The 19294-nt window shown below is 64.9% G+C and carries 22 protein-coding genes; 13 read left to right on the top strand and 9 right to left on the bottom strand.

The window, feature by feature from the left end; genetic code table 11:
- Positions 1–72: 72 nt before the first annotated feature.
- Together H9529_RS12165 and H9529_RS12160 are read right to left on the bottom strand one after the other, a co-directional pair.
- Positions 73–684 carry an SH3 domain-containing protein gene (locus tag H9529_RS12165; protein ID WP_092884635.1) on the bottom strand — a complete coding sequence of 204 codons (612 nt, stop codon included), beginning with the start codon at positions 682–684 and terminating at the stop codon, positions 73–75.
- Positions 681–1502 carry an ABC transporter permease gene (locus tag H9529_RS12160; protein WP_092884634.1) on the bottom strand — a complete coding sequence of 274 codons (822 nt, stop codon included), beginning with the start codon at positions 1500–1502 and terminating at the stop codon, positions 681–683. The genes H9529_RS12165 and H9529_RS12160 overlap by 4 nt, the downstream gene beginning before the upstream one ends.
- Positions 1503–1634: 132 nt before the next feature.
- Between H9529_RS12160 and cysQ the strand changes: the two genes are divergently transcribed.
- The 4 genes from cysQ to H9529_RS12140 all read left to right on the top strand — a co-directional run bounded on the left by cysQ (position 1635) and on the right by H9529_RS12140 (position 6306).
- On the top strand, positions 1635–2444 hold the full coding sequence (cysQ, locus tag H9529_RS12155; protein ID WP_092884633.1) for a 3'(2'),5'-bisphosphate nucleotidase CysQ: 810 nt from the start codon (positions 1635–1637) through the stop codon (positions 2442–2444).
- Positions 2441–3712 (top strand): glycosyltransferase family 2 protein, encoded by a 1272-nt coding sequence (locus H9529_RS12150; protein ID WP_092884631.1) that lies wholly within the window; start codon positions 2441–2443, stop codon positions 3710–3712. Before cysQ ends, H9529_RS12150 begins: the two co-directional genes overlap by 4 nt.
- A gap of 197 nt (positions 3713–3909) precedes the next feature.
- On the top strand, positions 3910–4803 hold the full coding sequence (gene galU, locus H9529_RS12145) for a UTP--glucose-1-phosphate uridylyltransferase GalU (protein ID WP_092884629.1): 894 nt from the start codon (positions 3910–3912) through the stop codon (positions 4801–4803).
- Positions 4804–5292: 489 nt separating this feature from the next.
- Positions 5293–6306 carry a serine hydrolase domain-containing protein gene (locus H9529_RS12140; protein ID WP_092884627.1) on the top strand — a complete coding sequence of 338 codons (1014 nt, stop codon included), beginning with the start codon at positions 5293–5295 and terminating at the stop codon, positions 6304–6306.
- A 49-nt stretch (positions 6307–6355) separates the two neighbouring features.
- On the opposite strand, the gene trhO is transcribed toward H9529_RS12140, so the two are convergent.
- Positions 6356–7264 carry an oxygen-dependent tRNA uridine(34) hydroxylase TrhO gene (gene trhO / locus H9529_RS12135; protein ID WP_092884625.1) on the bottom strand — a complete coding sequence of 303 codons (909 nt, stop codon included), beginning with the start codon at positions 7262–7264 and terminating at the stop codon, positions 6356–6358.
- 182 nt (positions 7265–7446) lie between these two features.
- Here trhO and pncA point away from each other — a divergent pair, with 182 nt between their 5' ends.
- The 5 genes from pncA to H9529_RS12110 all read left to right on the top strand — a co-directional run bounded on the left by pncA (position 7447) and on the right by H9529_RS12110 (position 12221).
- Entirely contained in the window at positions 7447–8064 is a 618-nt protein-coding gene (pncA, locus tag H9529_RS12130; RefSeq protein ID WP_092884623.1) for a bifunctional nicotinamidase/pyrazinamidase, read from the top strand.
- 2 nt (positions 8065–8066) lie between these two features.
- A complete protein-coding gene (gene pncB / locus H9529_RS12125; protein WP_092884621.1) occupies positions 8067–9359 on the top strand; it encodes a nicotinate phosphoribosyltransferase in 1293 nt (430 codons plus the stop codon).
- Positions 9360–9732: 373 nt separating this feature from the next.
- A complete protein-coding gene (msrA, locus tag H9529_RS12120) occupies positions 9733–10383 on the top strand; it encodes a peptide-methionine (S)-S-oxide reductase MsrA (protein WP_092884619.1) in 651 nt (216 codons plus the stop codon).
- Between the two features lie 485 nt (positions 10384–10868).
- Complete coding sequence (locus tag H9529_RS12115; protein WP_092884617.1) at positions 10869–11738, top strand: 50S ribosomal protein L11 methyltransferase; 870 nt, start codon at positions 10869–10871, stop codon at positions 11736–11738.
- Positions 11739–11861: 123 nt separating this feature from the next.
- Complete coding sequence (locus tag H9529_RS12110) at positions 11862–12221, top strand: hypothetical protein (protein WP_092884615.1); 360 nt, start codon at positions 11862–11864, stop codon at positions 12219–12221.
- A 234-nt stretch (positions 12222–12455) separates the two neighbouring features.
- On the opposite strand, the gene H9529_RS12105 is transcribed toward H9529_RS12110, so the two are convergent.
- Positions 12456–12665, bottom strand: a complete 210-nt coding sequence (locus H9529_RS12105; RefSeq protein WP_092885329.1) for a DUF1127 domain-containing protein — start codon at positions 12663–12665, stop codon at positions 12456–12458.
- A 230-nt stretch (positions 12666–12895) separates the two neighbouring features.
- On the opposite strand from H9529_RS12105, the gene ruvC reads away from it, so the two are divergent.
- The 4 genes from ruvC (at position 12896) to H9529_RS12085 (ending at position 15817) form a co-directional block, all read left to right on the top strand.
- A complete protein-coding gene (ruvC, locus tag H9529_RS12100) occupies positions 12896–13405 on the top strand; it encodes a crossover junction endodeoxyribonuclease RuvC (RefSeq protein WP_092884613.1) in 510 nt (169 codons plus the stop codon).
- Positions 13402–14061: a Holliday junction branch migration protein RuvA gene (gene ruvA / locus H9529_RS12095; RefSeq protein WP_092884611.1), complete on the top strand. Its 660-nt coding sequence runs from the start codon at positions 13402–13404 to the stop codon at positions 14059–14061. Before ruvC ends, ruvA begins: the two co-directional genes overlap by 4 nt.
- A gap of 4 nt (positions 14062–14065) precedes the next feature.
- On the top strand, positions 14066–15100 hold the full coding sequence (gene ruvB, locus H9529_RS12090; RefSeq protein WP_092884609.1) for a Holliday junction branch migration DNA helicase RuvB: 1035 nt from the start codon (positions 14066–14068) through the stop codon (positions 15098–15100).
- 93 nt (positions 15101–15193) lie between these two features.
- The gene (locus H9529_RS12085; protein ID WP_092884607.1) at positions 15194–15817 is read left to right on the top strand and encodes a hypothetical protein; all 624 of its coding nucleotides are present in this window, start codon (positions 15194–15196) and stop codon (positions 15815–15817) included.
- A gap of 5 nt (positions 15818–15822) precedes the next feature.
- Here the strand turns inward: H9529_RS12085 and ygfZ are convergent, their stop codons facing one another.
- From ygfZ to H9529_RS12060, 5 genes are all read right to left on the bottom strand, one after another.
- Positions 15823–16560, bottom strand: coding sequence for a CAF17-like 4Fe-4S cluster assembly/insertion protein YgfZ (gene ygfZ, locus H9529_RS12080; RefSeq protein ID WP_092884605.1), 738 nt, complete (start codon positions 16558–16560; stop codon positions 15823–15825).
- A gap of 101 nt (positions 16561–16661) precedes the next feature.
- Positions 16662–17591: an electron transfer flavoprotein subunit alpha/FixB family protein gene (locus tag H9529_RS12075; RefSeq protein ID WP_092884603.1), complete on the bottom strand. Its 930-nt coding sequence runs from the start codon at positions 17589–17591 to the stop codon at positions 16662–16664.
- Positions 17592–18353: an electron transfer flavoprotein subunit beta/FixA family protein gene (locus H9529_RS12070; protein ID WP_092885327.1), complete on the bottom strand. Its 762-nt coding sequence runs from the start codon at positions 18351–18353 to the stop codon at positions 17592–17594.
- Positions 18354–18503: 150 nt separating this feature from the next.
- On the bottom strand, positions 18504–19076 hold the full coding sequence (locus H9529_RS12065) for a cob(I)yrinic acid a,c-diamide adenosyltransferase (RefSeq protein ID WP_092884601.1): 573 nt from the start codon (positions 19074–19076) through the stop codon (positions 18504–18506).
- Position 19077: 1 nt separating this feature from the next.
- Entirely contained in the window at positions 19078–19284 is a 207-nt protein-coding gene (locus H9529_RS12060) for a twin transmembrane helix small protein (protein WP_092884599.1), read from the bottom strand.
- Positions 19285–19294 lie beyond the last annotated feature (10 nt).

Genomic DNA, 19294 nt, shown 5'->3' with positions numbered 1-19294 from the left:
GGCGGCGCGATGCCAACGCCCGCCCGTTTGGCGAGGGTGTGGGCGGGGGCGGGGCGCAGCGTTAGCCGCGCCTTAGCCGCCGTGCAGCCGACAGCATCCTGAATAGCCCGCAGCCGTATCGGTAAAATACAACAGGACCGACAGGCCATAGGCACGGTCGGACATATTGTCGAAACAGCTCTGGGCACGCACCACGGCGATACCTTCTGCCCCACCCCGCAGCGGCAGGGCCAGCGTGCGCGCAAAGGCGGTGCCCGGCAGCGCATCCGGCCGGGTTTGCAGCGCAAATTGACCGTCAGGCGTGGAAAAAGTGACACCGGCGCCGGGTAACGCAGCGTCGAAGCTCCAGAAAGGTTCGGTGCCCAGGCACGACAACGGCGCCGCGCCGCTGAACCAGTCCGGGCCCGCGTCTCGCTTCATGTAATGCATGGAAACCCAGCCCGCACGTTCCACCATGTTCACCTGACCCCAGCGCCCGGTTTCTGACAGGCCCACGACCTCCACCCCCGTGGCGCCGGGTTCCAGATAGCCCAGCAAGGACGCGTCCGCATCGGGAAAGGCGCGCACATTCAACACATCATCGGACGGCACGCCGGTAACGGAATAAAGCGCCGGAAAACCGTCGGCCAACAGCGTGGAAGGTACCAGCCACAGTGCCAGCACCAAGGCCCAGACCCGGCTCACAGCTTTGCCTCCCATGATGCCGAGGCCCGCTGCCGCGTATAGAATTCCCCCATCAGCCCGATCATCAGCAAGATCAGCGACACATAGATCGGATAGGTCAGGCTGGATTGATACGGGGTGTAGTTGATGAAGGCATAGCCGCGTCCCTGATCCACGATATGGAACAACGGGTTCCAGGTGAAATAGGGCAACATGAACGCAGGCAGGCTGTTGGCCGCGAACATCTTGCCCGAGGCAAACATGTTCAGCCGCGAATAAAGCTGCGTGAACAGCTTTACCGATTGCGGCATCCAGGGCTTCAGCGACAGCAGCACCATGCCCACCGCCAGCCCCGAAAACCAGCCCAGGAACACCATCCCGAAGAAGCCCACGGGCTGATAGATCTCCAGCGGAGTCCAGGCGGTGTGGTACAGCAGCAACACCACCGCCAGCGACAGCGTCTGGATATACAGCTCACCCAGCGCGGCGGCACCGATCGCCACGATCGTGTTCATCGGCGCGTGCTTCATCATGGGCGAGGCTGGCCCCTCAGACCCGACAACCGCCGACAGTACCTTGATATGGCACATATAGACGAAAATCCCGCTGAGCAGGAACAGCAGATAATCGCCCCGGATTGCCGCCGCACCGCCGCCCACCACCGAGAAAACGATGAAAAACACCGCAACCAGAAGCACCGTCTGGATAACGTTCATCAGCAACCCGATCAGCGCATTGCTGTGCGATTTGCGGATGGACCTGACGGAGGAGTGAAAAATCAGCTCCATGATCGTCAGAATTGTGATCAGCGGGTGTTCGCGCCGTTTTTGCTGCGCCATGGTCCGTGCGTTCCTGCGAAAATGCGTCCCCAACGGGGTCCTTGAGTTCGGTCACCACCCGTATGATAAAACGGGAAAGGGTATCAAACAATGATGCCTGTCCCGCAGTATAGCCGCAATTAAGGAAATTTGATGACCCAGACCTTCCACGACCGTATCGAAACAGTGTTCAGAACGCTGGCACTGGCCGCGGGCGACACCATCATGGAAATTTACCAGCGCCCCGATTTCGATGTGCGCACCAAATCCGACGCCAGCCCCGTGACCGAAGCCGATGAGGCCGCCGACCGCCTCATCACGGCCGGGCTGGCCGCCGCCTTCCCCGACATCCTTCTTGTGACCGAAGAACAGGCGGGCACCCACAGCCAGCAGGCCGACCGTTTCATCATCGTCGATCCGTTGGATGGCACCAAGGAATTCGTGCAGCGGCGCGGCGATTTCACCGTCAATATCGCGCTGGTCGAAAACGGCGTGCCGGTGCGGGGGGTGGTCTACGCGCCCGCCAAAGGCCGGATGTTCTATACCCGCGCCGATGGCTCCAGCGTCGAAGAGGCCGGCCCCTTCGATCCCGATGCGTCCGGCGTGCAGACGCCCCTTGCCGTATCAAAACCCGACAATGCCGCGCTGATCGTCGTCGCCTCGAAATCGCACCGCGATGCGGCAACAGATGCCTATATCAACCGCTACCACGTCGCCGACATGACCGGCGCGGGGTCATCGCTGAAGTTTTGTCTGGTTGCGGGCGGCGAGGCTGACCTGTATCCCCGGCTGGGCCGCACGATGGAATGGGACACTGCCGCAGGCCATGCGGTGCTGACAGGCGCCGGGGGCAGCGTCGTGCGGTTTGACGACCTGACGCCGCTGACCTACGGCAAGCCGGGCTATGAAAACCCGTTCTTCATCGCCCATGCGCCTGGGGTGGATCTGGTACCCGACGGATGACCAAGGACGCGGCACCTGTCAGCGTCATCATCGTCAGCCGACACCGCGGGCAAGCGCTGCGCCTGTGTCTGCTGGCGCTGGCGCAGCAGGATTTCCCGGCGTTCGAGGTCATCGTGGTCGCCTGCCCCCAGGGCATCGCCGCGCTGCAAACCCTGCCGTTTGCGGGGGCGCTCAAGGTCGAAGCGTTCGACCGGCCCAATATCTCGGCCGCGCGCAACCTGGGGCTGGGGCTGGCCGCGGGGCAGGTCGTGGCCTTCATCGACGATGATGCCTGCGCAGAACCGACATGGCTGTCGCGGCTGGTGCAACCCGTGCTGGACGGCGCGGCGCTGGCATCGGGCGGTTTCGTGCGCGGGCGCAATGGCATCAGCCTGCAATGGGGCGCAAAGGCCGTGGATGCCTGCGGGCGCGACCGCGCCTTGCAGATCGACGGGACAGCGGTGGCCATCCTGCCCCCCCCGCCCGGCGGCGCCATTCGGACCGAGGGCACGAACATGGCGTTCGACCGCCGGACCCTGCTGGAAATCGGAGGCTTTGACCCCGCCTACACATTCTATCTGGATGAAACGGATGTGAACATGCGGCTGGCCGCCGTCGGCGCGTTCACGGCGCTGGTGCCACTGGCGCAGGTGCATCACGGCGTCAAACCCTCGTCTCGCCGCAGCGCAGACCGCGCGCCGCGCGACCTTTTCGACATCGGGCACAGTCAAATGGTGTTTTTGCGCAAACACGCGCCCGCCGCGCAGCACGACGCCGCGCTGGCGGATTTGCGGGTCCAGCAGCGCAAACGCCTGATCCGGCACCTGATCGGCGGCGGGCTGGAGCCACGCGACATCCCCCGCCTGATGGCCGGGTTGGAGGCAGGTATCGCCGCGGGTGCCGTCCTGCCGCTGGCCCCGCTGCCGCCCTTGACGACGCAACCACCGCCCTTCGCCCCCTTGCCCGGCACCGGCCCCCGACCCGGTCAGATCATCGTGGGCTGGGCGTGGGCGCGACGCCGTCTGGCGGACCGGGCGCGGGCGATGCGCGCGCCTGGTCCGCCCGAATCCCCGGTTTTCGAAACCAGCGCCCGCGCCCCTATCGTCACCCTCCTGTGCCTCAGCCCGACGTGGCGTCCGCATCGGCATGTCTTCCACCCGGATGGCTACTGGCTGCAAACCGGCGGACTCTGGGGGCGGTCAGACCGTGCCACGCCGGTACCGCTGCGCCAGACCCTGCGCACCCGCACCGCGATCGAGGTCGCACGCCTTCGCCCGTTGCGCCCCTGACACCCTGTCCGCGCCGCGCAACAATGCCCCCGGCCGCCGCCGGGATTGTTTCGCTTAACCACGGTAAATCCCCAATATCATCCAGTTTGTGCCATATCCTGCCACATTGAGGCCCATGTCCCGGGGCATTCCTTTCCTCAACGGCGAGAGGTTAACGCGCCGCGAGCAGCAACAGACAAAACCACATAGGGACTGACATGAAACATAAAGTCACCAAGGCCATTTTCCCCGTCGCCGGTATGGGCACCCGCTTTCTGCCCGCGACCAAATCGGTCCCGAAAGAAATCATGACGCTGGTCGACCGTCCGCTGATCCAATACGCGATCGACGAGGCGCGCGAGGCCGGGATCACCGAATTCATCTTCGTCACCTCGCGCGGCAAGGGCGCGCTGGAGGATTACTTCGACCGCGCCCCGGAACTGGAATCCAGCCTGCGGGCCAAGGGGAAAACCGCGCTGCTGAAGACGCTCGAAGCCACCAACATGGACAGCGGTGCGATTGCGTATGTGCGCCAGCATCAGGCGCTGGGACTGGGCCATGCGGTGTGGTGCGCGCGGCATCTGATCAAGGACGAACCCTTTGCGGTCTTGTTGCCAGATGACGTGATCGCCGCCGAAAAACCCTGTTTGAAACAAATGGTTGAGGCTTACGCCGAGGTTGGTGGCAACATGGTCGCCGCGATGGAAGTGGCACCCGAAATGGCGTCGAGCTATGGGATCCTCGACACGCCGTCGGCCATGGGCCAGACGGTGCGGGTGCAGGCCATGGTGGAAAAACCCAGCCCCGGCACACAGCCGTCGAACCTGGCCGCGATTGGCCGCTACATCCTGTCGCCGCGCATCATGCAGCATCTTGGCGAGATCGGCACGGGCGCGGGCGGCGAGATCCAACTGACCGACGCCATCGCGCGCGAGATCGCGGAATCCAACAATGTCAACGGCTTCCGGTTCGAAGGGCAGCGCTATGACTGCGGATCGAAAGCCGGATTCCTGCAAGCGACCGTGGCTTTTGGGCTGGCGCGGGAAGAGTTGCGGGAGGAACTGGAAGGCTTCCTGTACGAGATGATGGCGATGCGTCAGGCGGCTGAGTAATCCGCCTTCGCATCAGTGCCGCGTGACACGCAGGGGGCCGGGAACGGCCCCCTTTTTGTTGTGTTTGGGTTAATTTCCGGGCGTATGGGTTTGGCGGGGGGCGGGCCTGCGACGGGGATGGAATCGCGTTAATTTATTGGGTTTCGGGCGATTTTGGCGAGTCTGGAAACGGTATGGATCCGGTATGGGTTTGATACATACGCGCGGTGAGGGTGGGGGTGTTAAGGTTTGGGGAAAGCCCTGATGATGCGCGCACCGACTGGCGAGCAATGCAGTGTGTCAGACATGAGGTCATGATGACCTGTGGGTTAAGCCATTCCATCATCCCCCCCAACCTCACGATTCCGGATCATATGCCCAACACTGTGCTGAGGGGATACAGCCCAAAGCGACGCGATACCGACATTGAGGTTTTCAGGGACAAAGACCAACGCGATTGTGACAAAGCGGCATATAGACACCCCCCCTCCATTCCCGCATCTACATCTGATGATGAAACGCCGCGCATTTTTGATTACTGCCGCCGCCCCGCTTGCCTTGCCGCATATCCTGCGCGCACAGACAGACAGGCTGAACGAAGGAACCGGGCTGAACGGAGAAACCGGGCTGAACGAAGCCATCGGGCGTCTGTCGCAATTGCATTCGCTTCTGGTCCGGCGCGGAGACGAGGTTGTGTTTGCCGCGGCACCGCGTGGACGGGGGCTGGATCGTCCCGCAAACATCAAGTCTTGCTCCAAAAGCATCGTTGCCCTGCTTCTGGGCGCGGCGATCGACAGCGGCGACGTGCCCTCTGTCACCGCAACCCTGGGCGAGGTTGCACCCGGCATCCTGCCAACCGACGCCACGCCCGGCGCAGCCGATATTACGCTTGAGGATCTGGTGACGCTGCGTGCCGGGCTGGAGCGTACGTCGGGCGCAAACTACGGCGCATGGGTAAACTCTCGCGATTGGCTGTCTGACGCGTTGACACGCCCGATGGTCGCAGACCCGGGCGGTCAGATGCTGTACTCGACGGGGTCGACCCACATCCTTGGCGCAGCGCTGGCAGAGGCGACCGGGCAGAGCCTTCTCGCGCAGGCTCGCGCACGGATTGGCGACCCCATGGGCATCGAAATTCCGGCCTGGACGCGCGACTCGCAGGGATACTATCTGGGGGGGAACGAAATGGCGCTGAGCCCGACAGCCATGCTGGATGTTGCGACCATGCTGCGGGACGGTGGCCAGTTCAAAGGCCGCCAGGTTGTTCCGCAATCCTGGATTGACGCCTCTGTCCAACCGCGTGCGCGGTCGCCATGGTCCGGGCTTTCGTATGGCTATGGCTGGTTCTTGTCACCCTCCGGTTATGTCCTTGCCAGAGGATACGGCGGGCAGATCATCGCCGCGCATCGTGGCAGAAACCTTGCCGTGGCGATCACTTCCGATCCGACCCAGCCGGCGCGATCCGAAGGGTATTTCGGAGATCTGATGCAGCTTCTTGATGGTCCCGTCCTCGATCTTGCGTAATTTTTGCCAAGGGCGGTAGCGCGCATTGCTGGCGATCTGGCCGCGTTGCTCAGTGCTCTGCGCCCAGATGGCGGTCGCCGCGCGCTTCCGCCAGCGCGATCTGGCGTTGGCGTTCGCGGAAGCGGTCGCGCCGGGCGTCGTCATATTCCGCGTGGCAATGGTGGCACGACACGCCCGCCTCATACAGCGGATGATCGCGGTCAGCGGGGGTCAGCGGGCGACGGCAGGCGTGGCACATCGCATGATCCGCCGGGCGCAGGCCGTGGCCGACGGAAACGCGCTGATCGAAGACGAAACACGCGCCCTCCCACAGGCTTTGGTCCTGCGGCACCTCTTCCAGATACTTCAGGATGCCGCCGCGCAGATGATACACCTCTTCGACGCCCTGTTGCAGGAGGTAGTTGGTCGACTTCTCGCACCGGATCCCACCAGTGCAGAACATCGCGATGCGTTTATTGTGGAAGCGGTGGCGATTGGCCTCCCACCACGCCGGAAACGCGCCGAAGGCACGGGTTTCGGGGTCGATCGCGCCCTGAAAGGTGCCGATGGCGACCTCGTAATCGTTGCGCGTGTCGATCACGGCGACATCGGGGGCGCTGATCAGGGCATTCCAGTCGGCGGGGTCGACGTAATGCCCGGTGCCCGCAAGCGGGTCGACATCAGGCTGGCCCATGGTCACGATCTCGCGCTTCAGGCGGACCTTCATGCGGCCGAAGGGCAGAACCTCGGCAGGGCTTTCCTTCCAGATCAGCCCGTCACAGCCCGGCAGGGCGCGGATATGCGCCAGCGCGGCGTCGATCCCGGCGCGGGTGCCCGCAATGGTGCCGTTGATGCCTTCGGGCGCAATCAGAAGAGACCCGCGCACGCCGCCTGCGGTGCAGCACGCCAGAAGCGGCCCGCGCAGGGCGGCGGGGTCGTCAAACCGGGTGAAGTGGTAAAGCGCGGCAACGGTGAACATGGGGGCGTATTTACTGCCCCGCCGTGCAAGCCGCAAGCACCCGTGAAGCACCCGTGAAGCACCCGTGCGGCCGCGCGCGCGCGGCGTTACCGCAAACGCGGCGCCATAGCCTTGCCCATTGACGCGCGGGCGGCATGACCTTACCCAAGTGCTGCCTGCCCTGAAACTGACCCGAGGCCCCCATGCCCGAACGCCCTGATGCGACCCCTGCCCTGATCGTCATCGACGTGCAGAACGACTTTTGCCCCGGCGGCGCGCTGGCCGTGCCGGGCGGCGACGCGGTGGTTGCGGGCATCAACGCGCTGCTGCACGGCGCGCCGGTGCGCGTGCTGACCCAGGACTGGCACCCCGCCGACCATGCATCCTTCGCCAGCCAGCACCCGGGCCGCGCGCCGATGGAAATGGTTGACATGCCCTATGGCCCGCAGGTGCTGTGGCCGGATCATTGCGTGCAGGGCAGCCATGGCGCAGCGTTTCATGCCGATCTGGATACCGACCGGGGTGATCTGATCATCCGCAAGGGGTTCCGGCGCGGGATCGACAGTTACTCGGCGTTCTTTGAGAATGACCGCACCACCACCACCGGGCTGGACGGCTACCTGCGCGCGCGCGGGGTGACGCATCTGACGCTGGCGGGGCTGGCGCTGGATTTTTGCGTGAATTACTCGGCCCTTGATGCTGCGCGCCTGGGGTACCACGTCACGGTACGCACCGATCTGTGTCGCGCGATCGACCTTGACGGATCAAAGGCCGCCGCGCTGGACGCGATGCGCGCCGCCGGTGTTGTGCTGGAGGGCTGAGCATGGTCGATATCGCGTCGCGCGTCTATAACCACAAATGGAAGATCGACCCCATCGTGCGGTCGCTGATCGACACCGATTTCTACAAGCTGCTGATGTGTCAGTCGGTGTTTCGCAACCGACGCGACACCATTGTGACCTTCAGCCTGATCAACCGGTCCAGCCATGTGCCGCTGGCCAAGCTGGTCGATGAGGGAGAGCTGCGCGAACAGCTGGATCACATCCGGTCCCTTTCCCTGTCGCGGGGCGAAAGCACCTTTTTGCGGGGCAATACCTTCTATGGCAAACGTCAGATGTTCCGCTCTGATTTCATGGAATGGTTCGAGGCGCTGCGCCTGCCGCCCTATCACCTGGAGCGCGTCGGCGACCAGTATGAGCTGACGTTCGAGGGGTCGTGGCCCGAGGTGATGCTGTGGGAAATTCCCGCGCTGGCCGTGCTGATGGAATTGCGCGGGCGCGCAGTCCTGAAGGACATGGGCCGGTTCGAGCTTCAGGTGCTGTATGCCCGCGCCATGACAAAGCTGTGGGAAAAGGTCGAACGGCTGCGCAGCCTCGACGGTTTGCGCGTGGCCGATTTCGGCACGCGGCGGCGGCACAGCTTCATGTGGCAGGACTGGTGCGTGCAAGCGATGCAGGAAGGGTTGGGCAGCAGTTTCGCGGGCACCTCGAACTGTCTGATCGCCATGCGGCGCGAGGTCGAGGCGATCGGCACCAATGCGCATGAACTGCCCATGGTCTATGCCGCGCTGGCCGAGACGGATGCCGAACTGGCGCAGGCACCCTATCAGGTGCTGGCCGATTGGCACGAGGAGCATGACGGCAACCTGCGCATGATCTTGCCCGACACGTTCGGCACGCAGGGGTTTCTGGACAAGGCCCCCGACTGGCTGTCAGGCTGGACCGGCATCCGCATCGACAGCGGCGACCCCGCGTTGGGGGCGGAACGCGCGATCAAATGGTGGCATGACCGGGGCGAAGACCCGCGCGAAAAGCTGGTGATCTTTTCCGACGGGCTGGATGTGGATACGATCATCCAGTTGCAGCAGCAATTCGCGGGGCGGGTGCGGGTCAGCTTTGGCTGGGGCACCATGCTGACGAATGACTTTCGCGGGCTGGTATCCGACAACCGCCTTGCGCCGTTCTCCTTGGTCTGCAAGGCGGTGGCGGCGAACGGGCGGCCGACGGTGAAGCTGTCGGACAACCCCAACAAGGCGATGGGCCCGCAGACCGAGATCGACCGCTACAAGCGCGTGTTCGGCGTGGGCCCGCAGCAAGCGATGGATGTGGTGGTGTGACCTGCAGGCGCGGGCGTGGCGGGTCCGTGATGCTGCAAGATCGCAGGGACATTGCGCCGCGCGCGTTCTTTGGCTGATCCTTGATCTGAAAAGCCATTTTCCGCTTTGCCCGCCGGGCTTTGGCCGGATGCTGAAAAGGGGGCCTTGGCCCCCGTCCGGGCATTCTGAAAGGCCGGCGCGTGGCCTCGGCCCTTGACAGCGTGGGAAGAAAAACCTTGCTGACCACGCGCGGCAAGCCCTTCGCCCCAAGGGCGCTATCAACGCCTTGGCGCAGAGCGCGCGGCTTCCCCACCTCTGGCCCGGTCGCCGCCCCCCATTGCAAGCACGCATTGCCAGATTACATCTACCCCAATCAAACCCGGAGGCCCCACCCATGTTCCCCTTTACACGCAAACCTGTCGAGATGGTCCACCCATCCGCCGCCCTGCCCGGGCGCGCCACGTCGATCCCGACGGCCGAGGCGCATTTCCTGTCCGGTCGCCCGCTGAAATCCCCGGTGCCCGATGGCATGGCCGAGGCGGTATTCGGCATGGGCTGTTTCTGGGGCGTGGAACGGATGTTCTGGAAGCTCGATGGTGTCTGGCTGACCATGGTGGGATATGCCGCAGGCTTCACCCCCAACCCGACCTATCAGGAGGTCTGCACCGGCCATACGGGCCATAATGAGGTGGTGCGCGTGATCTATGATCCCAGCATCATCAGCTATGACGCGTTGTTGCGCACCTTCTGGGAAGGCCACGACCCGACGCAGGGCATGGCGCAGGGCAATGACCGCGGCACGCAATACCGCTCGGGCATCTATTGCGCGTCGGATGCCGACCGTACCAAGGCCGAGGCCAGCCGCGAAACCTTCGCGCCGCGCCTGAAAGCCGCCGGATACGGCGCGATCACGACCGAGATCATGGCCGCGCCCGCGTTTTACTTTGCCGAGGATTACCACCAGCAATATCTGGCGAAGAACCCGGGCGGCTATTGCGGCATCGGCGGCACGGGCGTGACCTGCCCTGTCGGCGTAGGGGCGTGATCTGACAGGCTGGTGACGGGCACGCTTCAGAGGGCGGCGAGCACTTCTTGCACGCCGCATCTCCTGACCGAGGTCTGGGGCGCGTTTCGCCCAAACCCTGCGCTGACCGAGGCCATCGCCGAGGTCACGCGGTGCCCTCGCAACTCTTCGGACGGGGGCTTACGGCCCCCGGCCAGCGCCCGCCCCGCCAATGGCGGGCGCTTTGCGCCCACCGGGGCAGGCGCTGGCCTTCCGTGTGTGTACTGCGCCGGCCACATTGAAACGTCGTCAACACGGGCGGGGAAAAGCGGTGCTTTTCCTGATCCGCCCGACCCGGACGTTTTTTCATAGGGGAAGCGTTCGCAACGTATGTCTGCACCTTGCCACGCCGCATCCGGCGGTCACGCGCGCCCCATGCTTGCATCCCCCCCCCACACTGCCACCGCTTGACCATGACGCCCGCCATGGTATGCCGCGCAGTAACTCTGGCACAAAGGCCCCAACCCATGCCCACCTTTACCGCCCTGACCACCCTGCCCGAAGAAGACAACGCCAACGCCATGGCGCAGGCGATGGAGGCAATGATGCCCGCCCCCACCGGCGTCGGCGTGTTCGAGATGGAGGATGGGTCCGGGCTGTGGGAAGTTGGGGGCTATTTCACCGAAGCGCCCGATGCCAGCGAACTGGCGCTTCTGGCGCAGGCGTTCGGCTCAAAGCCGTTTGCCGTATCGGAACTGCCGGAAACCGACTGGGTCGCCAAGGTCCGCCGCGATCTGCACCCTGTCGAGGCCGGGCGCTTCTTCGTCTATGGCAGCCATGATGCCGACAAACTGCCCGAGGGCCGCGTGGGTCTGTTGATCGAAGCCGCGATGGCCTTCGGCACCGGCCACCATGGCACCACCTTGGGCTGTCTGCGCGCGCTGGACCGGCTGGACCTGGAGGGCGTGCGCCCGGTCAATACCGTGGACATCGGCTGCGGCACCGCCGTGCTGGCCATGGGGGCCGCCGCGATCTGGCCGCACCCGGTGCTGGCCAGCGACATTGATGAGGTGGCCGTGGATGTGGCCAATGCCAATGTGACGGCCAACAACATGGCAGGCCGCGTGACCTGCCTGGAGGCTGTGGGCTTTGACCACCCGACGCTGAGCGCCGCCGCGCCCTTCGATCTGGTTTTCGCCAATATCCTGAAGGGTCCGCTGATTGATCTGGCCCCCGATATGGGGCGGCATGTGATGCCGGGTGGCTTTGCCATCCTGTCGGGCCTGCTGACCACGCAGGCGGAATCGGTGCTGGCGGCCTATACGGCGCAGCGATTCGGTCTGCACCACCGCGAAGATATCGGCGAATGGGCGACGCTGACCCTGCGGCGCGACTGAAAAGGCGGGGCTGAAAAGGTGGGGCTGAGCACTGGCGCTGCGCGGCGGTAATCCCGCCCCGCGCCGTAATTCGGTCGAATTCATCGCGTAGCAAGCTCTCCGAACAGCCATCGGGGACATACCATGAGCGACCGTATCAGAGCCGATTTTCAGGCCCGCCGCGCCCGCATCCTGAAGAAGCACGCCGCGCGCAACCCGGAATGGCAACGCCTGCGCCGCGAACGCCGGGCAAGCGGGCTGTCGATTGCCCTGTCGCTTCTGATAGCGCTGGCGATCATCGGGGTAGGCTTCAAGGGGCTGACGCTGGCCCGGCTGGGACCCGAAGGGTTCGCGCAGGCCACCGCCAGTATTGCCACCAGCCCCGCTGGCCCGTCCCTGCCCGCATGGCTGCTGGGACCCGATCCGGTATCGGACGCGCTGGCCCGGCTGTTCCGCAACACCACACAGGCACAAAGCACCACAGTGGCTGCGCTGACCGACTGAGCGCGCTAACCCGCTGATTGAAAACAAAAAAGACCGCCCAGCATACACCGGGCGGTCTTTTCGCATAGCGGGTCGCCACGTCACAGCATTGGCCCCTGAGGGAGGGGAAGAGGCCGGATGCCGGGGCAGACCGCGCCATCTGTCCCCCGCGTGGCGCCACCCTCCGACAAGGGAGGGCGGCGCGCGGCGGGGTATCACATCGCGGGCAGGGTCACGCGACCCTGCGCGTCAGCCTCAGCGCTGTTCGGTCACGGCATCTTCGATGTCGGCGCGGCACAGGCCGATATCGCTCAGCTCGCGGTCGGACAATGCGTTCAGCTGCATGCGGGTGATGCGCTGGTCGTTCCAACGCGTGAAAACGGCGAACAGATCGCCGAGCGCCCAGCTGCGGACATTGCCAAAGACGCCATCGGCGACAGGGCGGGTTTGGGTGAAGAAGGCCATATCAGGCTCCGTAAGATAAAAGTTTTCAAACTGGTCAAGCATTATGCTTCGTGCCATTCAGATAGGCCGACACGCGAATCTTCACAACACACAGTCGGCGCATGGCCATCATGCGCTTGACGCATAGCTTACCCACTGGCGAATCGCCCGGACTTCAGAATGGCCTTGGCAGATGTTCGCTTTTCGTGCTAATCCTGCGCTGCATAAATGCAGGCAAACACAGGAAAATCATGCGGGTAATGGGGATTGATCCGGGCTTGCGCAACCTTGGCTGGGGCGTGATCGACGTGGCGGGCGCACGGCTGACGCATATTGCCAACGGCGTGTGCCACAGCGATGGCAGCCAGGACCTCGCAAGCCGCCTTCTGGACCTCTATGGCCAGTTGACCCGCGTGGTGGCGCAGTACCAGCCGACCGAAGCCGCCGTCGAACAGACCTTTGTGAACAAGGACGCGGTGGCCACGCTGAAACTGGGCCATGCCCGGGCCATTGCCCTGCTGGTCCCTGCGCAGGCCGGGCTGACCGTTGGGGAATATGCCCCGAACGCGGTCAAGAAAACCGTGGTCGGCGTGGGCAAGGCCGCAAAGGCGCAGGTAGATCATATGGTACGCATGCAACTGCCCGGCGTACAGATCGACAGCCCCGATGCCGCCGATGCGCTGGCCATCGCCATCTGCCACGCGCATCACATGCAATCGGCGGGACGTCTGCAACTGGCCATCGCGGGGGGCGCACGATGATCGGACGGGTTGCGGGACGGCTGGATTATCGCGGGTCCGACCATGTGCTGATCGACGTGGGCGGCGTGGGCTATATTGTCTATGTCTCTGACCGCACGCTGATGGGGCTGCCGGGGCCGGGCGGGGCCTGCGCGCTCTATACCGATCTGGTGGTGCGCGAAGACCTGCTGCAACTTTATGGCTTTCCGACGCTTCTGGAAAAGGAATGGCACCGCCTGCTGACGTCGGTGCAGGGGGTGGGGGCGAAGGCGTCCATGGCGATTCTGAGCACCCTCGGTGCCGATGGTGTCAGCCGCGCGATTGCGCTGGGCGATGCGGGATCGGTGCGCGCGGCCCCCGGGGTCGGCCCCAAACTGGCACAGCGCGTGGTGATGGAGCTGAAGGACAAGGCGCCCGCGCTGATGGCCATGGGTCATGCCGCGCCGCGCCCCGCACCGGCGGCCCCCGCGCCCGGCGATGACGCGGTGATCGAGGTCGCAGCACCGCCCCCACTGCCCAGCAGCCACAGCGCCGAGGCGATGTCGGCGCTGACCAACCTTGGCTACGCGCCCCCCGATGCGTCGCGCGCCGTGGCCGAGGCGATGGATGCCGACCCCGCGCTGGACACTGCCGGGCTGATCCGCGCGGCCCTGCGCCTGCTGGCGCCGAAAGGCTGATGCGATGACCCAGCCAGACCCCACCCTGCGCGGCGATGGCCTGCCCGAAGACGCGCCCGAGGTCGACAAGGCCCTGCGCCCGCAGACGCTGGACGAATTCATCGGTCAGGCCGAAGCGCGCGCCAACCTGCGCGTCTTCATCCAATCGGCAAAGATGCGGGCCGAGGCGATGGACCACACGCTGTTTTACGGCCCGCCCGGTCTGGGCAAGACCACGCTGGCGCAGATCATGGCGCGCGAACTGGGCGTGGGGTTTCGCATGACATCCGGGCCGGTGCTGGCAAAGGCCGGCGATCTGGCCGCGATCCTGACCAACCTTGAGGCGCGCGATGTGCTGTTCATCGACGAGATCCACCGCCTCAGCCCCGCGGTAGAGGAAGTGCTGTACCCCGCGCTGGAAGATTTCCAGCTGGATCTGGTGATCGGTGAAGGGCCTGCCGCGCGCACCGTGCGTATCGAATTGCAGCCCTTCACGCTGGTCGGCGCCACCACGCGGCTGGGCCTGCTGACCACGCCGCTGCGCGACCGTTTCGGCATCCCGACGCGGCTGCAATATTATACGCTGGCGGAACTGGAACTGATCGTGACGCGGGGCGCACGGTTGCTGGGCGTGTCGGCGGAGCCTGAGGGCGTGCGCGAAATCGCGCGGCGCGCGCGCGGCACGCCGCGCATCGCGGGCCGCCTGTTACGCCGCGTGGTGGATTTCGCGCTGGTCGAAGGTGACGGCAAACTGACCCATGCGCTGGCCGACAGTTCGCTGACGCGGCTGGGGGTCGATCACCTGGGCCTCGACGGGGCCGACCGGCGCTATCTGACGCTGCTGGCGGAAAACTACGGCGGCGGGCCGGTGGGCGTGGAAACCATCGCCGCCGCCCTGTCCGAGGCGCGCGACGCCATCGAGGAAGTGATCGAGCCATTCCTGCTGCAACAGGGCCTGATCCAGCGCACGCCGCGCGGGCGGATGCTGGCCGCCAAGGCATGGACCCATCTGGGCCTCGACGCACCGCGCGCGCCGGGACAGGGGGTGTTGTTTGACTGAAGCGCGCTGCGGAATTGACCCCGCCTGCGCCCTGCGTCAGAACGGGAAAGTACCACCCGCCCCCGACAAGTGATGCATAATGACGGTCAAGCCATGACACCTGACGAAATCACCGCCCTGTTCACCCGCGCCGACGGGTCCTACCTGTTCGCCCGCTGGGGCCGCCCGATCGTGCCGGTGGTCTTTGGCGTGGAGGACGCCACCCTGCGCGTGGTCAAGGGCGCGGTCGAGGCGGTGGTGACGCTGGCAAATCACAAGATGTCAGACACCGACCCCGAACTGGGCGCAAACCTGATGGTATTCTTCTGCCGCGACTGGGCTGAACTGCCGGAGGTGCCGAACCTGGATCGGTTGGTCGACGGGCTGGCGCCGCTGGTGGAACGGCTGACGGCAGCGGACGCCAACCAATACCGGGTGTTCCGTTTTGACCCCGATGGCCAGATCAAGGCGGCCTTCGTGTTCATCCGGATGGATGCGCATCTGGCGGAAGTGCCCGCCGACACGCTGGCGCTGTCGCAGGCCGCGCAGGTCATATTGCTGTGGTCAGACAGGGCATTCACCGACATCTCGCCGCTGGCCGATGCGGGCGGCACGCTGATCTTGCGCCCCGAGATTGCGTCCGTGATCCGTGCCGCCTATGACCCGGTCCTGCCCGGCATGGCGCAAGATCCAAGCCACGGGTTGCGGCTGGCCGCACGGGTCAGCCTGCTGCAATAGCCGGCTTACGGCGCGTCCGGCCAGACCACGCGGGCATCGCCTGCCTGCATCTCATCACCCGCGCGGTCGAACCGCAGATAGGCAATAGCGGCGTCGCCCGACCGGGTAAGCAGCGTGCCCGCAGGCTTTTCGCCCGAGGTGATCGCAGTGCCGGGCCCGGCGTCGCCTGTCACCTCGACCCGTACAAAGCCCTTGCGCAATTCGGTCTTGTGGCGCATCCGCGCGGTGACTTCCTGCCCGACATAGCACCCCTTGCGGAAATCCACGCCGTTCAGCCGGTCAAAGCCTGCTTCCAGCAAGAATGTCTCATTCGGGATCAGCTCCACCCCCGATTGGGGGATGCAATGGGCCACGCGCAGCGCGTCCCAATCGGTGCCGTCATCGCCCGCCGCCCCATAAAGCCGCCAGCCCATGGCCGGGTGGCGTGGGTCGGACAGCGCACCATCAGGCGGCGTGCCGGTGCCGCGCGCGACGGTCATGTCGGTTTCGGAAATCACCACTTTCTTGCGCATCCGATAGAGCGTCAGCCGGCGCAGCAGATCCTCTGCCAGCGCGGCATCCACATCGACCAGCAGCGCATCTGCGCCGCGCAGCACGAAGAAATCCGCGAGGTATTTTCCCTGCGGCGTCAGCAGCGCTGCATAAACGATGCCGTCGGTATCCAGCCGCCGCAGGTCATTACTGACCAGCCCTTGCAGGAAATCCCGCGCTTCTTCGCCTTCGATTTTCAGGATCTTGCGCATATTGCCCTCATGGTCTGCCCGTCCTTGCCAAGACATAAGCCGCCGGGCCGACCCGTGACAGGGGTTGCGTCAGATGGCATCACCCGACGCAACCAAGGGCCTTAGCCCAGTTTTTCGGTCAATTCGGGCACGGCGGTGAACAGATCCGCCACCAGCCCATAATCGGCAACCTGGAAGATGGGCGCTTCCTCATCCTTGTTGATCGCGACGATCACCTTGGAGTCCTTCATCCCGGCCAGATGCTGGATCGCGCCGGAAATCCCCACCGCGATGTAGAGCTGCGGCGCGACAACCTTGCCGGTCTGCCCCACCTGCCAGTCGTTGGGCGCATAGCCCGAATCCACCGCCGCGCGCGAGGCACCGACCGCCGCGCCCAGCGCATCGGCCAGTTTCTCGATCATCGCAAAGTCGTCTTCCGACCCCACGCCACGCCCGCCGGACACCACGATCCCCGCGCTGGTCAGGTCAGGGCGGTCCGATTCGGCCACCTTATCCTCGACCCATTCGGACAGGCCGGGGTTGGCGGCGCTGTCGATCGACGTCACCGCGACCGCATCGCCCGAACCGGCGGCGGCGAAGGTCGAGGTGCGGAAGGTCACGACCTTTACCGAATCCGACGATTGCACCGTCTGCACCGCGTTGCCCGCATAGACCGGGCGTTCAAACGTGTCGCCATCCACCACAGCCGACACGTCAGAGATCACCATGACGTCCAGCAGCGCCGCAACCCGCGGCATGATGTTCTTCGCATCCGTTGTCGCGGGGGCGCAGATATGGCTGTAATCCCCCGCAAGGCTGACGATCAGCGCAGCGGTGGGTTCGGCCAGCCGGTGGCCGTAGAAATCGGCCTCGGCGCACAGCACCGCCTTGACGCCCGCGATCTTCGCCGCGTCCGCCGCCGCGTCAGCGGCTTTTGCCCCCACGCACAGCACGGTCACATCGCCCAGTTGCACGGCGGCGCTGACCGCCTTGCTGGTGGCATCCACATTCAACGTGCCGTCGGTAACTTCGGCCAACAAAAGAACCGCCATTCAGAGTACCCCCGCTTCGTCTTTGAGTTTCGCAATCAGCTCATCCACCGAGGACACCTTGATGCCTGCCTGCCGCGCGGCGGGTTCCACCGTCTTCAGCACGTTCAGGCGCGGGGTGACATCGACGCCGTAATCGGCGGGCGTTTTCTCATCAATCGGCTTTTTCTTGGCCTTCATGATGTTGGGCAGGCTGGCATAGCGCGGCTCATTCAAGCGCAGGTCCACCGTGACGATCGCGGGCAGCGCAACCTTGATGGTCTGCAAGCCGCCGTCCACTTCGCGGGTGACCACGGCATGTTCGCCCTCAATCCTGACCTCCGAGGCGAAGGTCGCCTGTGCCCAGCCGGTCAGCGCGGCCAGCATCTGGCCCGTGGCGTTCATGTCATTGTCGATCGCCTGTTTGCCCGCCAGAACCAGCCCCGGTTCCTCGGCGTCGATCACGGCCTTGAGCAGTTTTGCAACGGCCAGCGGCTCGATATCGGTGTGCACATCGTCGGTGGCGACGATCAAGATTGCCCGGTCCGCGCCCATGGCCAGCGCGGTACGCAGGGTTTCCTGCGCCTGTTTCACGCCGATGGAAACCGCGATAACCTCGGACGCGACGCCCGCCTCTTTCAGGCGGATCGCTTCTTCGACCGCGATTTCGTCGAACGGATTCATCGACATCTTCACATTCGCCAGATCGACGCCGCTGCCGTCCGCCTTTACCCGGACCTTCACGTTATAGTCGATCACTCGTTTGACCGGCACCAGAACCTTCATGGGCATCTCCCTCTTTTTCCGACAGTCAAAGGGCCCGCCAGCTTGCGGGCAGATGTTGCATTACCCCATGTTATCTATCGGGTTGGCCCGGTCCACAACAGGACAAAAACGCCCCACGCCGCCACGTCACCGACGCGGTAGCGCCACCATTCAGCGATTTGCGCCCGGCACCCACAGGACATCCGCGTGCCCATCTTCGTTGGCGATCCGCCCGGCCACGAAAAACCAGTCCGACAGCCGGTTGATGTAGCGCAGCGCGGCCTCGTTCACCGGCTCTGCCCCGGCAAGTTCGGTCGCCAGCCGTTCGGCCCGGCGCGACACCGTGCGGCACAGGTGCAGATGCGCCGCCAGCGCCGAGCCGCCCGGCAAGATGAAGCTGCGCAACGGCGTCAGCCGCGCGTTCATGGTGTCGATCTCAGCCTCCAGCCGGTCCACCTGCGCGGGCACGATGCGCAGGGGCGTGTATTCCGCCTTGCTGTCGGCCTCCATGTCCGGGCGGCACAGATCGGCGCCCAGGTCGAACAGGTCGTTCTGGATGCGCGACAGCATGGCCGCCATGTTGGCATCGGCATGCAGCCGGGCCATGCCGACGGTCGCGTTCACCTCATCGACCGTGCCATAAGACGCGACCCGCAGGCTGTGTTTCGCCACGCGGTCCCCGTTGCCCAGCGCGGTATCGCCCCTGTCGCCGGTGCGCGTGTATATCTTGTTGAGAACGACCATCTCAGCCCCCTTGTTTGCGGAAATAGACAAAGGCCACGATCAGCACCACCGCGACGAATTGCGCGATCAGCCGGTAGCGCATCATGCGGTTGCCGTGCTTGCGGTTGAATTCGCCGCCCCGCGCAAAGCCGCCGATGCCGATGCCCAGCACCACCAGGACCGCCAGCGCCGCGATGGCAGCCGCGATCAAAATCGGATCGTTGATCATGTGAACCCTT

The organism is Roseicitreum antarcticum (genome assembly GCF_014681765.1).
GTDB classification, from domain to species: domain Bacteria; phylum Pseudomonadota; class Alphaproteobacteria; order Rhodobacterales; family Rhodobacteraceae; genus Roseicitreum; species Roseicitreum antarcticum.
Note: the sequence above shows the minus strand (reverse complement) of the source record. Positions and strands in the feature narration are given on the sequence as shown.

Bases quoted from the DNA above. Each gene is read 5' to 3' on its own strand.
- H9529_RS12105 (WP_092885329.1), bottom strand. From the start codon at position 12,665: ATGGCCTTCTTCACCCAAACCCGCCCTGTCGCCGATGGCGTCTTTGGC.
- H9529_RS12110 (WP_092884615.1), top strand. From the start codon at position 11,862: ATGAGCGACCGTATCAGAGCCGATTTTCAGGCCCGCCGCGCCCGCATC.
- msrA (WP_092884619.1), top strand. From the start codon at position 9,733: ATGTTCCCCTTTACACGCAAACCTGTCGAGATGGTCCACCCATCCGCC.
- H9529_RS12115 (WP_092884617.1), top strand. From the start codon at position 10,869: ATGCCCACCTTTACCGCCCTGACCACCCTGCCCGAAGAAGACAACGCC.
- cysQ (WP_092884633.1), top strand. From the start codon at position 1,635: ATGACCCAGACCTTCCACGACCGTATCGAAACAGTGTTCAGAACGCTG.
- H9529_RS12065 (WP_092884601.1), bottom strand. From the start codon at position 19,076: ATGGTCGTTCTCAACAAGATATACACGCGCACCGGCGACAGGGGCGAT.
- H9529_RS12070 (WP_092885327.1), bottom strand. From the start codon at position 18,353: ATGAAGGTTCTGGTGCCGGTCAAACGAGTGATCGACTATAACGTGAAG.
- pncA (WP_092884623.1), top strand. From the start codon at position 7,447: ATGCCCGAACGCCCTGATGCGACCCCTGCCCTGATCGTCATCGACGTG.
- H9529_RS12160 (WP_092884634.1), bottom strand. From the start codon at position 1,502: ATGGCGCAGCAAAAACGGCGCGAACACCCGCTGATCACAATTCTGACG.
- trhO (WP_092884625.1), bottom strand. From the start codon at position 7,264: ATGTTCACCGTTGCCGCGCTTTACCACTTCACCCGGTTTGACGACCCC.
- ruvA (WP_092884611.1), top strand. From the start codon at position 13,402: ATGATCGGACGGGTTGCGGGACGGCTGGATTATCGCGGGTCCGACCAT.
- galU (WP_092884629.1), top strand. From the start codon at position 3,910: ATGAAACATAAAGTCACCAAGGCCATTTTCCCCGTCGCCGGTATGGGC.
- pncB (WP_092884621.1), top strand. From the start codon at position 8,067: ATGGTCGATATCGCGTCGCGCGTCTATAACCACAAATGGAAGATCGAC.
- ygfZ (WP_092884605.1), bottom strand. From the start codon at position 16,560: ATGCGCAAGATCCTGAAAATCGAAGGCGAAGAAGCGCGGGATTTCCTG.
- ruvC (WP_092884613.1), top strand. From the start codon at position 12,896: ATGCGGGTAATGGGGATTGATCCGGGCTTGCGCAACCTTGGCTGGGGC.
- H9529_RS12150 (WP_092884631.1), top strand. From the start codon at position 2,441: ATGACCAAGGACGCGGCACCTGTCAGCGTCATCATCGTCAGCCGACAC.
- ruvB (WP_092884609.1), top strand. From the start codon at position 14,066: ATGACCCAGCCAGACCCCACCCTGCGCGGCGATGGCCTGCCCGAAGAC.
- H9529_RS12060 (WP_092884599.1), bottom strand. From the start codon at position 19,284: ATGATCAACGATCCGATTTTGATCGCGGCTGCCATCGCGGCGCTGGCG.
- H9529_RS12140 (WP_092884627.1), top strand. From the start codon at position 5,293: ATGATGAAACGCCGCGCATTTTTGATTACTGCCGCCGCCCCGCTTGCC.
- H9529_RS12075 (WP_092884603.1), bottom strand. From the start codon at position 17,591: ATGGCGGTTCTTTTGTTGGCCGAAGTTACCGACGGCACGTTGAATGTG.
- H9529_RS12085 (WP_092884607.1), top strand. From the start codon at position 15,194: ATGACACCTGACGAAATCACCGCCCTGTTCACCCGCGCCGACGGGTCC.